The sequence below is a fragment of the Serratia sp. P2ACOL2 genome (assembly GCF_003691565.1).
Lineage (GTDB): Bacteria > Pseudomonadota > Gammaproteobacteria > Enterobacterales > Enterobacteriaceae > Serratia > Serratia liquefaciens.
This window is the reverse complement of the sequence record NZ_CP033162.1, coordinates 3,831,630-3,844,409: the sequence shown is the minus strand read 5'-3', so window position 1 is coordinate 3,844,409 and position 12,780 is coordinate 3,831,630. Positions and strand designations below refer to the sequence as shown.

At 57.8% G+C, this 12,780-nt stretch carries 10 protein-coding genes, 4 tRNA genes and 3 other RNA genes; 6 read left to right on the top strand and 11 right to left on the bottom strand.

Annotated elements, in window-relative coordinates; genetic code table 11:
- Nucleotides 1–9: 9 nt before the first annotated feature.
- The 3 genes from EBA31_RS18710 to fepD are packed head-to-tail and all read right to left on the bottom strand — an operon-like array spanning nt 10 to nt 2,905.
- Nucleotides 10–810: an ATP-binding cassette domain-containing protein gene (locus tag EBA31_RS18710; RefSeq protein WP_020827970.1), complete on the bottom strand. Its 801-nt coding sequence runs from the start codon at nt 808–810 to the stop codon at nt 10–12.
- On the bottom strand, nt 807–1,832 hold the full coding sequence (fepG, locus tag EBA31_RS18705) for an iron-enterobactin ABC transporter permease (protein WP_020827969.1): 1,026 nt from the start codon (nt 1,830–1,832) through the stop codon (nt 807–809). Before fepG ends, EBA31_RS18710 begins: the two co-directional genes overlap by 4 nt.
- Nucleotides 1,832–2,905, bottom strand: coding sequence for a Fe(3+)-siderophore ABC transporter permease (gene fepD / locus EBA31_RS18700; protein WP_122079950.1), 1,074 nt, complete (start codon nt 2,903–2,905; stop codon nt 1,832–1,834). Before fepD ends, fepG begins: the two co-directional genes overlap by 1 nt.
- A gap of 134 nt (nt 2,906–3,039) precedes the next feature.
- Between fepD and entS the strand changes: the two genes are divergently transcribed.
- On the top strand, nt 3,040–4,308 hold the full coding sequence (entS, locus tag EBA31_RS18695) for an enterobactin transporter EntS (protein ID WP_020827967.1): 1,269 nt from the start codon (nt 3,040–3,042) through the stop codon (nt 4,306–4,308).
- On the opposite strand, the gene fepB is transcribed toward entS, so the two are convergent.
- Nucleotides 4,295–5,254 carry a Fe2+-enterobactin ABC transporter substrate-binding protein gene (fepB, locus tag EBA31_RS18690; protein ID WP_020827966.1) on the bottom strand — a complete coding sequence of 320 codons (960 nt, stop codon included), beginning with the start codon at nt 5,252–5,254 and terminating at the stop codon, nt 4,295–4,297. The genes entS and fepB overlap by 14 nt on opposite strands.
- 198 nt (nt 5,255–5,452) lie before the next feature.
- Here fepB and EBA31_RS18685 point away from each other — a divergent pair, with 198 nt between their 5' ends.
- The 4 genes from EBA31_RS18685 to dhbA are packed head-to-tail and all read left to right on the top strand — an operon-like array spanning nt 5,453 to nt 9,914.
- Nucleotides 5,453–6,661, top strand: coding sequence for an isochorismate synthase (locus EBA31_RS18685; protein ID WP_122079949.1), 1,209 nt, complete (start codon nt 5,453–5,455; stop codon nt 6,659–6,661).
- An 8-nt stretch (nt 6,662–6,669) separates the two neighbouring features.
- Nucleotides 6,670–8,298: a (2,3-dihydroxybenzoyl)adenylate synthase gene (locus tag EBA31_RS18680; RefSeq protein WP_122079948.1), complete on the top strand. Its 1,629-nt coding sequence runs from the start codon at nt 6,670–6,672 to the stop codon at nt 8,296–8,298.
- A 3-nt stretch (nt 8,299–8,301) separates the two neighbouring features.
- Nucleotides 8,302–9,156 carry an isochorismatase gene (locus EBA31_RS18675; protein WP_020827963.1) on the top strand — a complete coding sequence of 285 codons (855 nt, stop codon included), beginning with the start codon at nt 8,302–8,304 and terminating at the stop codon, nt 9,154–9,156.
- Entirely contained in the window at nt 9,156–9,914 is a 759-nt protein-coding gene (gene dhbA / locus EBA31_RS18670) for a 2,3-dihydro-2,3-dihydroxybenzoate dehydrogenase (protein WP_020827962.1), read from the top strand. Before EBA31_RS18675 ends, dhbA begins: the two co-directional genes overlap by 1 nt.
- A 169-nt stretch (nt 9,915–10,083) precedes the next feature.
- Here the strand turns inward: dhbA and EBA31_RS18665 are convergent.
- The 7 genes from EBA31_RS18665 to EBA31_RS18635 form a co-directional block, all read right to left on the bottom strand.
- Nucleotides 10,084–10,209: non-coding RNA, RtT sRNA (locus EBA31_RS18665), on the bottom strand.
- A gap of 74 nt (nt 10,210–10,283) precedes the next feature.
- Nucleotides 10,284–10,409, bottom strand: a non-coding RNA gene (locus tag EBA31_RS18660) — RtT sRNA.
- Between the two features lie 73 nt (nt 10,410–10,482).
- Nucleotides 10,483–10,608: non-coding RNA, RtT sRNA (locus EBA31_RS18655), on the bottom strand.
- Between the two features lie 74 nt (nt 10,609–10,682).
- Nucleotides 10,683–10,758, bottom strand: a tRNA-Lys gene (locus EBA31_RS18650).
- A gap of 7 nt (nt 10,759–10,765) precedes the next feature.
- Nucleotides 10,766–10,841 (bottom strand) — tRNA-Val (locus tag EBA31_RS18645).
- 39 nt (nt 10,842–10,880) lie between these two features.
- A tRNA-Val gene (locus EBA31_RS18640) sits at nt 10,881–10,956 on the bottom strand.
- A 40-nt stretch (nt 10,957–10,996) separates the two neighbouring features.
- A tRNA-Val gene (locus EBA31_RS18635) sits at nt 10,997–11,072 on the bottom strand.
- A gap of 292 nt (nt 11,073–11,364) precedes the next feature.
- Between EBA31_RS18635 and gltX the strand changes: the two genes are divergently transcribed.
- Nucleotides 11,365–12,780, top strand: a complete 1,416-nt coding sequence (gltX, locus tag EBA31_RS18630; protein ID WP_020827961.1) for a glutamate--tRNA ligase — start codon at nt 11,365–11,367, stop codon at nt 12,778–12,780.

Sequence of the window (12,780 nt, the reverse complement as noted above, 5' to 3'; positions counted from 1 at the left end):
CAATCTCGATTACTTACCCAGCGGTACCACCAACGGCGTGTGCGAGACGGGATCGTCAATGATCATGCAGCGCAGACCGTAGACCTTTTCGATCAATTCCGGCGTCACAATATCCTTCGGTGCACCCTCGGCGACCACTTTACCGTCGCGCATGGCAATCAGATGCGTGGCGTAACGGCAGGCATGGTTGAGATCGTGCAGCACCACCACCAGCGTATGGCCATTTTCACGGTTTAACTGGCGCATCAGTTCCAGCAAGTCGATCTGATGGCTGATATCCAGCCAGGTGGTCGGCTCATCCAACAGCAGCAACGGCGTTTGCTGCGCCAATACCATGGCAATCCAGACCCGCTGACGTTGTCCGCCGGAAAGCGTATCAACCGGCTGTTCAGCCAGTTCAAACACGCCGGTGGAGCGCATGGCCTGTTCGACCGCCTGCTGGTCTTCTTCACGCCAGCGGCTGAACAGGCGCTGATGCGGATAGCGACCGCGTGCCACCAGATCAAACACGGTAATGTCACCCGGTGCGGTCGAGCTTTGTGGCAACAGCCCCAACTGGCGAGCCACCTCTTTGGTGGCATAGTCGCTAATGTGTTTGCCGTTGAGCCAGATGGCACCGGCCTGCGGCTGCATCAGGCGGCTAAGAGTGCGCAGCAAGGTCGATTTACCGCAGGCATTCGGCCCGATAATGACCGTCAGTTCACCGTGCGGAATAGAAACGGAAAGGTCGCGCGCGACGATTTTTTTGTCATAGCCGAGCGTCAGGTTTTCGGCGCGTAACGGCGCGGGCTGTAAGAGTTCAGCATTCATTTTTTTCGTGACTCACGGATTAATAGCCAAATCAGATAAATGCCGCCCAGGCTGACGGTCAATACCCCGACCGGCAACTGATAAGGCATAAACAGGCGTTGCGCCGCGACATCGGCGAGCAGCAGCAACAGGGCCCCCGTCAGGGCTGTCAGCAAAAGGACGCTGCGGTTGGCGCACAGGCGTCGCGCAATCTGGGGGGCCACCAGCGCAATAAAGGAGATCGGCCCGGCGACGGCGGTGGCGGCGGCAGTCAGGGTAACGCCGACCAATAACAGCAGCACGCGTGAGCGCTCCACCGGCACACCGAGTGCGCAGGCGGTGTCATCGCCCATCTCCAGCAGCCGCATGCGGCGGGCCAGCATCAACAGCAGCAGGCAGCACAGCGCAATCACCGCCAGCACCGGCAAACTTTTCGCCCAGGTCACGCCGTTGAGCGAACCGGCGCTCCACAGTCCGGCGGTCATGGCGGACTCCAGCGAAGCGCTGATGATCAGCCAGGTATTGCCAGCCACCAGCAGGGCGCGAACGGCAATACCGACGATAATCAAACGGAATGACTCGACGCCGTTGCGCCATGCCAGCAGATAAATCAGCGCGGCGGTTAGCAAGCCACCGGCCAGTGCCCCGGAGGTGATGCCGAGAATGCCGCCGTTAAACAGCACTATCGCCACCAGTACGCCGCTGTAAGCGCCGGTATTAAAACCGATGACGTCCGGGCTGCCGAGCGGGTTACGCAGCAGCGATTGGAAGATGGCGCCGCTGATACCGAGCGCGGCACCCAACAACAGCGCCATTATCACGCGAGGCAAACGCCACTGGGTAACGATCACCGCCAGGTTGGCTGGGCCTTCACCGCGTAAGGCGTCGATCACCTGCAGAGCGCTGAGCGACAAAGCGCCGGAACCCAGGGCATAAATCGCCAGTGCCAGAGCGGCAAGCAATAGCAGCAGTGCGGTTAGCGCCGGGCGCGACAAGGCGCGCATTTTGTGGTTGGCCATCAGACGGGCTGCGGACATCGACATTAGCGCTGCCTCCTGAACATATGGCGTTGACGCACCAGCATGATCAGCAGCGGTGCGCCAATAAGCGCGGTGACGATGGAAACGCGCAGTTCACCGGCGACCAGGAAGCGGCCGATCAGATCGGCGCTCAGCAGCAGGATAGGGGTCAATACCAAGGTCCACGGCAGCATCCAGTGCAACTCGGAGCCGGCCAGTCGCCGGGCAATGTGCGGCATCATCAGTCCGACAAAGGCTATCGGACCAACGGCGGCGGTGGCGCCACCGCACAGCAATGTGATCGCCAGCAACCCCAGCAACTGGGTGCGGACGATGCCGGTGCCCAGCGCGGTGGCTAACTCATTGCCCATACTCAGGCTGTTCAGCGATTTGCTCATCCACAGCGTGATTGCTGTGCCCAGCAGGATCGGCAGGGCAACGGTGCGCACCACCTGCATATTTTGAATATCCAGCGAACCGGCCTGCCAAAAACGCAGCTGATCGAAGACCAGCGGGTTCAACAGGGAAATGCCGGATGTCATGCCTTCCAGCACCGCCGCCAGCGCGACGCCGGCCAGCGTCAGGCGAACCGGGTTCAGGCTGCTGCCACCCAATGCGCCGATCAGCGCCACCAGCAGGGCGGCAAACATTGCGCCGGCAAAGGCGAACCACAGATATTCGCCGACGTGAGCGGCACCAAAGAAAGTGATGCCCAATACCACGGCAAACCCCGCGCCGGCGTTAACGCCGAGAATGCCGGGGTCGGCCAGCGGATTGCGGGTGAGGGTTTGCATCAGCACGCCGGACAGGCCAAGGGCGATACCCGCCAGCACGCCGATCAGCGTGCGCGGCAGCCTGGCGTTGGTAATGATGGTGCAGTCGGCGCCGCTACATTGGCCGTTGAGCGCCTGGATAACCGTGTCGAAGGGGATAGATTTGGCACCGAGCGACAGGCTGAGCAGCATGACGACCAACAGGGCGCAAACGGCAATCAGCAAGCCAAGCAGCTTGCGACGAAATGAGCGGGGAGTGCCACCCGCAAGACGGTCCCTGGACAGCGGAATGGACGGTGTGCAATTGCGTGTAATCCGTAACATAACAATCCATTATTTGATTGAATATGAATGATATTTATTATCATTATTGATTGTTTTCATCTATGGTACCATGAGTCCCTTCGCTATTGCAGCACAGACGCTGCCCCTTTTCTTTAGTTGTGGTGAGAAAGCTAATGAGTAAGCCCTCTATTTTGCTTGATTTTGGCCTGCTTAAGACCAATAGCGCCTTTCGCGCTGTGTTCTGCGCGCGTTTTATTTCCATTCTGGCGCTCGGGCTGATGGCCATTGCCATCCCGGTGCAGATCCAGGCCCTGACCGGGTCGACGCTGCTGGTCGGGTTGTCCGTGACGCTGGCCGGCAGCGGCATGTTTGCCGGTTTGCTGATGGGGGGCGTACTGGCTGACCGCTACGAGCGCCGCCGTCTGATCCTCTTTGCCCGTTCCACCTGCGGTATTGGGTTTATCGGTCTTTGTTTAAATGCCGCTTTACCTGCGCCGTCATTAACGCTGATTTATCTGCTGGCGGTTTGGGACGGGTTCTTCGGGGCGGTAGGCGTGACGGCGTTGCTGGCGGCGACACCTGCGCTGGTTGGGCGTGAAAATATCGTTCAGGCCGGTGCCATCAGCATGCTGACGGTGCGTTTTGGCTCCATTCTTTCCCCGGCGATCGGCGGGTTGGTGATTGCCAACGCCGGCGTGACCTGGAACTACGCTTTGGCGGCCTTCGGCACCTTGCTGACGTTGATCCCTTTATTGCAGCTGCCGCAGCTGTTGCCGCCACCTCAGCCACGCGAGCATCCGTTGCGCGCACTGGCCGGGGGTTTTGGCTTCCTGTTTCGTAACCGGGTGATTGGCATGGTGGCGCTGATCGGCGCGTTGCTGACCATGGCCAGCGCGGTGCGAGTGCTGTACCCGGCGATGTCCGGCATGTGGCAGGTCAGTGCGGCGCAGCTGGGCTTTATGTATTCCGCCGTGCCGCTGGGCGCGGCAATTGGCGCCTTTACCAGTGGCCGGGTGGCGCACGTGGCGCGGCCGGGCTGGATGATGCTGATGACGGCGATTGGCGCGTTTGTCGCTATCGGCCTGTTCGGCCTGATGCCCTGGTACGGTCTGGCACTGTTCTTCCTGGTGGTGTTTGGCTACCTGAGCGCACTGAACTCATTACTGCAGTACGGGCTGATTCAGAACCTGACGCCGGATGCTTTCCTGGGGCGCATTAATGGCCTGTGGACGGCGCAAAACGTGGTGGGGGACGCATTGGGTGCCCTGCTGCTGGGGGCGATGGGGGCGTTTATGTTGCCGGCCATGACTTCAACCAGCTTCGGTTTTGGCGTGGCGGTACTGGGTGTAGTGCTGGCGTTCGCGATGAAAGGTCTGCGTCAGGTGAGCCTTGGCGGGCAGGAAAGCGATCTCCAGCCCGCCGCGGGATCTACTGAGAAATAAACTGTTTTTCCAACAGCGTCAGCAGGTTGCTGGCGCTGTAGTAGTCCAGTCGGAAGGTGTCATTGCCCAGCGCATAAACCCGCTTATGCTGCACCGCCGGCAGGTGAGCGAGAAAAGGATTGGCCATCAGCCGCTGCGCATCGCTTTCGTTGTTGGCAAACAGCATCAGCGTCTGGCCGTTCAGTCCTTCCGCCAGGTTTTCCCCGGCGAGCTGAATGATGTCCTTACGCATACCCATGCTGCGGCTGTTGTTCAGCTTGTCAGACGGAACCGCCAGGGTGAAACCCAGCTGCTTGAGCATTTGCCCCTGGGAAGATTCGGCGGTCCACAGGTTGGCTGACTTGCCGTCGGCGCTGAAGACCAGAGCGGAGGTCGGTTGTTCCGGCAGCGTCATACGTTGTTTGAGTGACTTTTCCCGGCTATCGAAATCATCAACGATTTTTTGCGCCTTGGCTTCGTGCCCGGTGGCCTGGCCCAGCTCTATCGCCAGCGCCTGCCAGCTTTTGTCGTCGTAATTGACCACCAGCACCGGGGCAATGGCGGACAGCTGATCGTACAGGCGTACGGCGGAGTCGGCGCCGGTAGCGGAGATGATGATCAGGTCGGGCGCTTCACCGGCAATGGCTTCTGCGTTGGGTTCGCCAATGTACAGGCGCTTTACGCCGCGCTGCGTTGCGATAGCGCTCCATTGGTGGAAGAAACCTTGTGAGTCCGCCAGACGGCTGCCGGGCGTGGTGGCGCCGCTGGCGATCACTGGCGCATCAATCGCCAGCAGGGTGCCGGTGACGGTTACGCTGGTGGAAACGATGCGGGTAGGGGGCTGCTGCAGGGTGACTACGCCGTGTGAAGTTTCGATTTTACGCGGCCAACCGGCCTCTGTGGCATGGGCTGCACCCATGGCTAACATGCCAAACAGTGCGAAGCCGAAGAACAGGTTCTTCTTCATAAAGCATTCCTTAGAATTTAAATAGTAATACTTATCATTTATATAATTAAAACTGCTGGTTTTATAGCACGATAATGAATAGAAGAACTGTTTACATTTATTGACATAGCATATTCACGAGGGTAATTTAACGCGATTCAATACAAATGATAATCATTATTATACAGGTTATTGTTCATGATACGAAAGGGAGAACCGATGAGCGTGACAGTACAGGGTACCGGGCAGAAGAAGCCGCACAGCAAGGAGAGCGAGTCGTCCGTAGCAGGCGTGTCGCCGACCTCCGGCTTTTTCTTTACCTCTCCTTTCCGTAGCCTGAGCACCCAGGGCTGCTTCGCCAAAATCACGCTGCCGGCCCAGGGCGGGGATCGGCTTAACGGCGAGTTCCAGCAGGCGGTACGGCATGCTTTTGCCGAAGCCAAACTGGCGGGGGTGAAAAACCCGGTCCTGTGCGGCGCGATCCCGTTCGATACTCATCAACCCTCTGCGCTTTTTATTCCCCAGCACACCCAGTGGTTTGAGCGCGATGCCTTTTTGGCTGGCGTAACCTCACCACAGGAAGCCCTGCCGGAAATTATCAGCCAAAATGAAGTGCCGGCACAACAGCCTTTCATGCAGATGGTGGCAGATGCGGTGGAAGCAACCCGTGGTGACCAACTGGATAAAGTGGTGCTGTCACGCCTGCTGGAGATTGAAACACGCGAACCGGTAGACAGTCAGGCATTGATGGCGCGTATCATCGCGCAAAACCCGCATGGCTTCCATTTCCATGTGCCGTTGGAACAGGGAGCATTGCTTGGCGCCAGCCCTGAACTGCTGCTGCGTAAATCCGGCGCACAATTTTATTCCAACCCGCTGGCAGGCTCCGCCCGTCGTGACGCCGACCCGCAGCGGGATCGTGAAGTCAGCCAACAGCTGTTGGTTTCCGAGAAAGATCTCTACGAGCACCAGTTTGTTACCGAAGGTATGCGGCAGGTGCTGGCCGATCGCTGCAGTTATTTGAATATCCCCACCTCGCCTGAATTATTGAGCACCACCACGCTGTGGCACTTGTCTACACCAATCGACGGCGAGGCCGCCAGCCGGGCGGAAAACGCGTTGTCGTTGGCCTGCCTGCTGCATCCGACACCGGCGCTGTGCGGTACGCCAACGGCGCTGGCGCATCAGGTGATCAAGCAACTGGAGCCTTTTGATCGCGGCCTGTTTGGCGGCATCGTCGGCTGGTGTGATGCCGAAGGCAACGGGGAGTGGGTAGTGACCATCCGCTGTGGCACGGTGCAGGGCAACCAGGTGCGACTCTTTGCCGGAGCCGGCATTGTGCAAGACTCTTCGCCGGAATCTGAATGGCACGAAACCGGCACCAAACTCAGTACCATTTCGCGGGCGTTTGGCCTGAACCAAGGATAGACATTTCCATGAGCATTGCTTTTACTCCCTGGCCTGAGGCATTAGCCCGTCGCTATCGCGAACGGGGATATTGGACCGACCGGCCATTGACCGACATCATCACCCGCCAGGCTAAAAATGACGCCATCGCGCTGATCGACCCGCAACGCAGCCTGAGCTATCGCCAGCTTAATCAACTCTCCGATCGGCTGGCTGCGGCCTTGCTGCGTCGGGGCATACACAGCGGCGATACCGCGCTGGTGCAGTTGGGTAACGTGGTCGAGTTCTACGTGACTTTCTTTGCGCTGTTGAAAATTGGCGTGGTGCCGGTGAATGCGCTGTTTAGCCACCAACGCAATGAGCTGAACGCCTATGCGGCGCAGATCAAACCGGCGTTGCTGATTGCCGATCGTCAGCATGGCCTGTTCGGTAACGACGAATTCCTGACGACGTTTCGCGCTGAACATCCTTCATTGCGCCTGGTCGCTTTGCGCAGTGAGGAACAGGGTGAGCAGTCGCTGGCGAGCTGGCTGGAAGAGGATTGCGGCGATTTCGTGGCTGCGCCAACCGCGGCCGATCAGGTAGCGTTCTTCCAACTTTCCGGTGGCAGTACCGGCACGCCGAAGCTGATCCCACGTACCCACAACGACTACTACTACAGCATTCGCCGCAGCGTGGAGATTTGTCATTTTGATGACGAAACCCGTTATCTGTGCGCACTGCCGGTAGCACACAACTATCCGATGAGCTCGCCTGGCGTGTTGGGCGTGTTTTACGGTGGTGGGCTGGTGGTGTTCGCCAGCGATCCGGATGCCGGGCAATGCTTCCGTTTGATCGACCAGCATCAGATTAACGTGACGGCGCTGGTGCCGCCGGCGGTAACGCTGTGGCTGCAGGCCATTGAGGAATGGGGCGGTTGCCAGCAGTTGACCAGCCTGAAGCTGCTGCAGGTGGGCGGAGCCAAGCTGGGGGAAACCCTGGCCGCGCGCATTCCGGCCGAAATCGGCTGTCAGCTGCAGCAGGTGTTCGGCATGGCGGAAGGCCTGGTGAACTACACCCGGCTGGACGATGACGAGCAGCATATTTTGACTACTCAGGGCTGCCCGATGTCGCCGGATGACGAACTTTGGGTGGCCGATGACGACGGTAATCCGCTGCCTGTCGGCGAGACCGGGCGTCTGATGACCCGTGGCCCCTACACCTTCCGCGGTTATTACCAAAGCCCGGAACATAATGCCTCCGCCTTCGATAAAGACGGTTTCTACTGCTCCGGCGACTTGATTAGCCTGACTGAAGACGGCTACGTGAAGGTTGAAGGGCGGCAGAAAGACCAAATCAACCGCGGTGGGGAGAAGATTGCCGCCGAGGAGATCGAAAACCTGTTGCTGCGTCACCCGGAAGTGATCAATGCGGCGTTGGTTTCGATGCCGGACGAGTTGATGGGCGAAAAAAGCTGCGCCTATATTATCGCCACCAGCCCATTGAAACCGGTCGTTTTGCGTCGCCATTTACGCGCCGAGGGCGTGGCCGAATTCAAATTACCCGACCGCTTTATACAGGTTGAGACGCTGCCGCTCACCCCGGTTGGCAAAGTGGATAAAAAACTGTTGCGCCAACGCCTGGAGGCGCAACAACTGACTCAGGTCCAGGGAGAATAAGTCATGGCCATTCCAAAACTTAATGATTACGCGTTGCCGACTCAGGCTGAACTGCCGACCAACAAAGTGAGCTGGACGGTGGAACCGCAGCGCGCTGCACTGTTGATCCACGACATGCAGCAGTATTTTCTGAATTTCTGGGGTGAAGACAGCCCGTTGATCAAACAGGTAGTGGAGAACATCGCCAACCTGCGCCGCTACTGCAAATCTCAGGGCATCCCGGTGTTTTACACCGCGCAGCCTAATCAGCAGAGCGATGAAGATCGGGCGTTGCTCAATGATATGTGGGGGCCTGGATTGAACAAGCACCCGGAGCAACAGGCGGTGGTCGCCGCGCTGGCGCCGGAAGAAGACGACACTGTGCTGGTGAAATGGCGTTACAGCGCCTTCCACCGTTCACCGCTGCAGGAAATTCTGCAGGAGTCAGGCCGCGATCAGCTGATCATCTGTGGTGTTTACGCCCATATCGGCTGCATGACCACGGCGATCGATGCCTTTATGCGTAACATTCAGCCGTTTATGGTTGCTGATGGTCTGGCCGACTTCTCCCGCGAAGAGCACCTGATGGCGCTGCGTTACACGGCCGGCCGCTGTGGCCGCGTGGTTACCACCGCTGAACTGCTGCCAGGGATCACCAGCAAAGCGGCGTTGCGTCAGCAAATCATGCCTTTCCTCGACGAAGACAGCGAAGACATGGGTGACGACGAGAACCTGATCGACTACGGTCTGGATTCAGTGCGGATCATGGAGCTGGCGGCGCGCTGGCGTAAGATCCGCGGCGATATCGATTTTATCGCCCTGGCCAAGAACCCGACCATTGATGGTTGGTGGGCGCTGTTGTCAGAGGGGAAAGCCTGATGAGTCAACAGGGCGATTTTGCCGGCAAACGGGTCTGGGTTACCGGCGCGGGCGCCGGGATTGGCCTGGAGACCGCATTGGCGTTTGTGCGGGCCGGTGCCGAGGTAATTGGTTTCGATAAGCATTTTGGCGAACCGGAATACGCGTTTCGCACCGAAGTGCTGGATATCGCCGACAGCGATGCGGTAGATGCCCTGTGCGGGCGTTTGCTGGCTGAGCAGGGTGAGTTGGACGTGTTGGTCAACGGCGCCGGTATTCTGCGCATGGGGCTGGCGGACGAAACCAGCACCGCAGACTGGCTGGCCTGCCTGGCGGTTAATGCCGGGGGTGCATTCAATATGTTCCGCCATGCCCTGCCGGTATTCCGTCGCCAGAGACGCGGCGCTATTGTCAGCGTGGCATCCAATGCGGCGCATGTGCCGCGTGTTGGCATGGCGGCCTATTGCGCTTCCAAAGCGGCGTTGCGTAGCCTGTGCCAAACCGTGGGGTTGGAAATGGCGCCTTATGGCGTACGTTGCAACCTGGTTTCGCCCGGCTCGACCAATACCCCGATGCAGCGCGGCATGTGGCAGGACGAAACGGGAGAACAGAACACCATCAACGGTTTCCCGGAACAGTTCAAGCTGGGTATTCCGCTGGGTAAAATTGCCCAGCCGCAGGAAATCGCCGATGCCATTTTGTTCCTGGCTTCCGATCGCGCCAGCCATATCACCATGCAGGATATCGTGATTGACGGCGGGGCGACGCTGGCGGCCTGATAATCCGCTCGACAACGCCAGGATAGCCCAAGGGCGCTGCTTGCAGCGCCTTTTCTATTGGCGGCGCAGGGGCATGATTATTTTCAGGGGCAGGGCGGACGTGGTGAGGCTTATAGAGATTATCAGGGCGCAGATGCGAAAAAAGCGCCTAAAGGCGCTTTTTCTGTATTGGTGGGTCGTGCAGGATTGACTCGGCCTTGGGCCTCGCCCTGCGGGCAACGCTGTGCGTTGTCGTCTCGCTTCGCTCGGCTCGAACCTGAACGCAGGTTCTCATCCAGCACGACACGGAAAAATATGTGATCAAGAAGTTTGCGGGAATTAAGGTGGTACAGATGCGAAAAAAGCGCCAAAAGGCGCTTTTTTCTGTATTGGTGGGTCGTGCAGGATTGACTCGGCCTTGGGCCTCGCCCTGCGGGCAACGCTGTGCGTTGTCGTCTCGCTTCGCTCGGCTCGAACCTGAACGCAGGTTCTCATCCAGCACGACACGGAAAAATATGTGATCAAGAAGTTTGCGGGAATAAGGTGGCGCAGATGCGAAAAAAGCGCCAAAAGGCGCTTTTTTCTGTATTGGTGGGTCGTGCAGGATTGACTCGGCCTCTGGCCTCGCCCTGCGGGCAACGCTGTGCGTTGTCGTCTCGCTTCGCTCGGCTCGAACCTGCACGCAGGTTCTCATCCAGCACGACACGGCGGAGTATGTGATCAAGGAGTTTGCGGGAATAAGGTGGCGCAGATGCGAAAAAAAGCGCCTAAAGGCGCTTTTTTCTGTATTGGTGGGTCGTGCAGGATTCGAACCTGCGACCAATTGATTAAAAGTCAACTGCTCTACCAACTGAGCTAACGACCCGCAGAAGTGGTGGGTGATGACGGGCTCGAACCGCCGACCCCCTCCGTGTAAAGGAGATGCTCTACCAACTGAGCTAATCACCCACTTCAGGACTTCCAGGTACTGCTAAACAAGAGAATGAGTGGTGGGTGATGACGGGCTCGAACCGCCGACCCCCTCCGTGTAAAGGAGATGCTCTACCAACTGAGCTAATCACCCTCATTCTTCTCATTTCTTACTGCTTTACTGCTCAACAAGATGGTGGGCGATGACGGGCTCGAACCGCCGACCCCCTCCGTGTAAAGGAGATGCTCTACCAACTGAGCTAATCGCCCCGTCTTGTTGGAGTCGCATTATAGGGATAGTTGAAAGTGAGTCAACGGTTTTTAAAATGATTTCAATCGTTCGCCGCAAATTTAAACAGGATGCGATATTTATCGCCAGCAATGCTGATTCTTTGCACATTGTTATGCGAAAAGCGCCGCAGAGATGATGAAAGCTGATGCAGCAATATCGTGTCAGCGTTGAGGAATTAGCGCGTGGTGATACAATGTCGGCCACTTTTTTAAATTCCGAGCAATCGTCGGCAACCGCTGACATGCGTTGCGTAATAAGGCAGTGAACCCAATGAAAATCAAAACCCGTTTTGCACCGAGCCCAACCGGCTATCTTCACGTCGGTGGCGCCCGTACTGCGCTTTACTCCTGGCTATTCACTCGCCATGCGGGCGGTGAGTTCGTTCTGCGTATCGAAGATACCGATTTGGAACGCTCGACCCAGGATGCGATCGACGCAATTATGGATGGCATGAACTGGTTAAACCTGGATTGGGACGAAGGCCCGTACTTCCAGACCAAGCGTTTTGACCGTTATAACGCGGTGATTGACGACATGCTGGTGCAGGGAACTGCTTATAAATGCTATTGCTCGAAGGAACGTCTGGAAGCGCTGCGCGAAAAGCAGATGGAAAACGGTGAAAAACCGCGTTACGACGGCCACTGCCGCGACAGCCAATGCAGCCATACTGACGACGAGCCGCACGTGGTGCGTTTCCGTAACCCACAGGAAGGCTCGGTAATCTTCGATGACAAGATCCGTGGTCCGATCGAATTCAGCAACCAGGAACTGGATGATCTGATCATTCGTCGTACCGACGGTGCGCCGACCTATAACTTCTGCGTGGTGATCGACGACTGGGATATGGAGATCACCCACGTGATCCGCGGTGAAGACCACATCAACAACACCCCGCGCCAGATCAACATCCTGAAAGCGCTGGGCGCACCGGTACCGGAATACGCCCACGTTTCGATGATCCTCGGTGACGACGGTAAAAAGCTGTCTAAACGTCACGGTGCCGTGGGCGTGATGCAGTATCGCGATGACGGTTATCTGCCGCAGGCGTTGCTGAACTATTTGGTGCGTCTGGGTTGGTCACATGGCGATCAGGAAATCTTCTCTATTGATGAGATGAAAGAGTTCTTCACGCTGGAAGCGATCAACAAATCCGCCAGCGCCTTCAATACCGAAAAGCTGCAGTGGTTGAACCATCATTACATTAACCATATGCCGGCCGAAGAAGTTGCCGTGTATCTGGCGTGGCACGTGGAGCAACTGGGCATTGAAACCCGCAACGGTCCAGAGCTGAAAGATATCGTTAAGCTGCTGGGCGAGCGCTGCAAAACGTTGAAGGAAATGGCAGAGTCTTGCCGTTACTTCTACGAAGACTTCAGCGAGTTCGACGCTGATGCTGCGAAAAAACACCTGCGCCCGGTTGCTCGCCAGCCGCTGGAAGCGGTACGCGCCAAATTGGCGGCCATTACCGCCTGGACGCCGGAAAACGTGCATGATGCCATTCAGGGCACGGCTGATGAGCTGGGCGTCGGTATGGGCAAGGTAGGTATGCCGCTGCGCGTAGCGGTCACCGGTGCCGGTCAGTCACCAGGCATGGATGTGACCGTGCATGCCATCGGTCAGGCGCGTTCTTTACAGCGTATCGATCTGGCATTGGCTTATATCGCCGGGCGTGAAGCTCAGGCCTGA

Coding starts and splice junctions, on each gene's coding strand:
- EBA31_RS18710 (WP_020827970.1), bottom strand. CDS start 810: ATGAATGCTGAACTCTTACAGCCCGCGCCGTTACGCGCCGAAAACCTG.
- fepG (WP_020827969.1), bottom strand. CDS start 1,832: ATGTCGATGTCCGCAGCCCGTCTGATGGCCAACCACAAAATGCGCGCC.
- fepD (WP_122079950.1), bottom strand. CDS start 2,905: ATGTTACGGATTACACGCAATTGCACACCGTCCATTCCGCTGTCCAGG.
- entS (WP_020827967.1), top strand. CDS start 3,040: ATGAGTAAGCCCTCTATTTTGCTTGATTTTGGCCTGCTTAAGACCAAT.
- fepB (WP_020827966.1), bottom strand. CDS start 5,254: ATGAAGAAGAACCTGTTCTTCGGCTTCGCACTGTTTGGCATGTTAGCC.
- EBA31_RS18685 (WP_122079949.1), top strand. CDS start 5,453: ATGAGCGTGACAGTACAGGGTACCGGGCAGAAGAAGCCGCACAGCAAG.
- EBA31_RS18680 (WP_122079948.1), top strand. CDS start 6,670: ATGAGCATTGCTTTTACTCCCTGGCCTGAGGCATTAGCCCGTCGCTAT.
- EBA31_RS18675 (WP_020827963.1), top strand. CDS start 8,302: ATGGCCATTCCAAAACTTAATGATTACGCGTTGCCGACTCAGGCTGAA.
- dhbA (WP_020827962.1), top strand. CDS start 9,156: ATGAGTCAACAGGGCGATTTTGCCGGCAAACGGGTCTGGGTTACCGGC.
- gltX (WP_020827961.1), top strand. CDS start 11,365: ATGAAAATCAAAACCCGTTTTGCACCGAGCCCAACCGGCTATCTTCAC.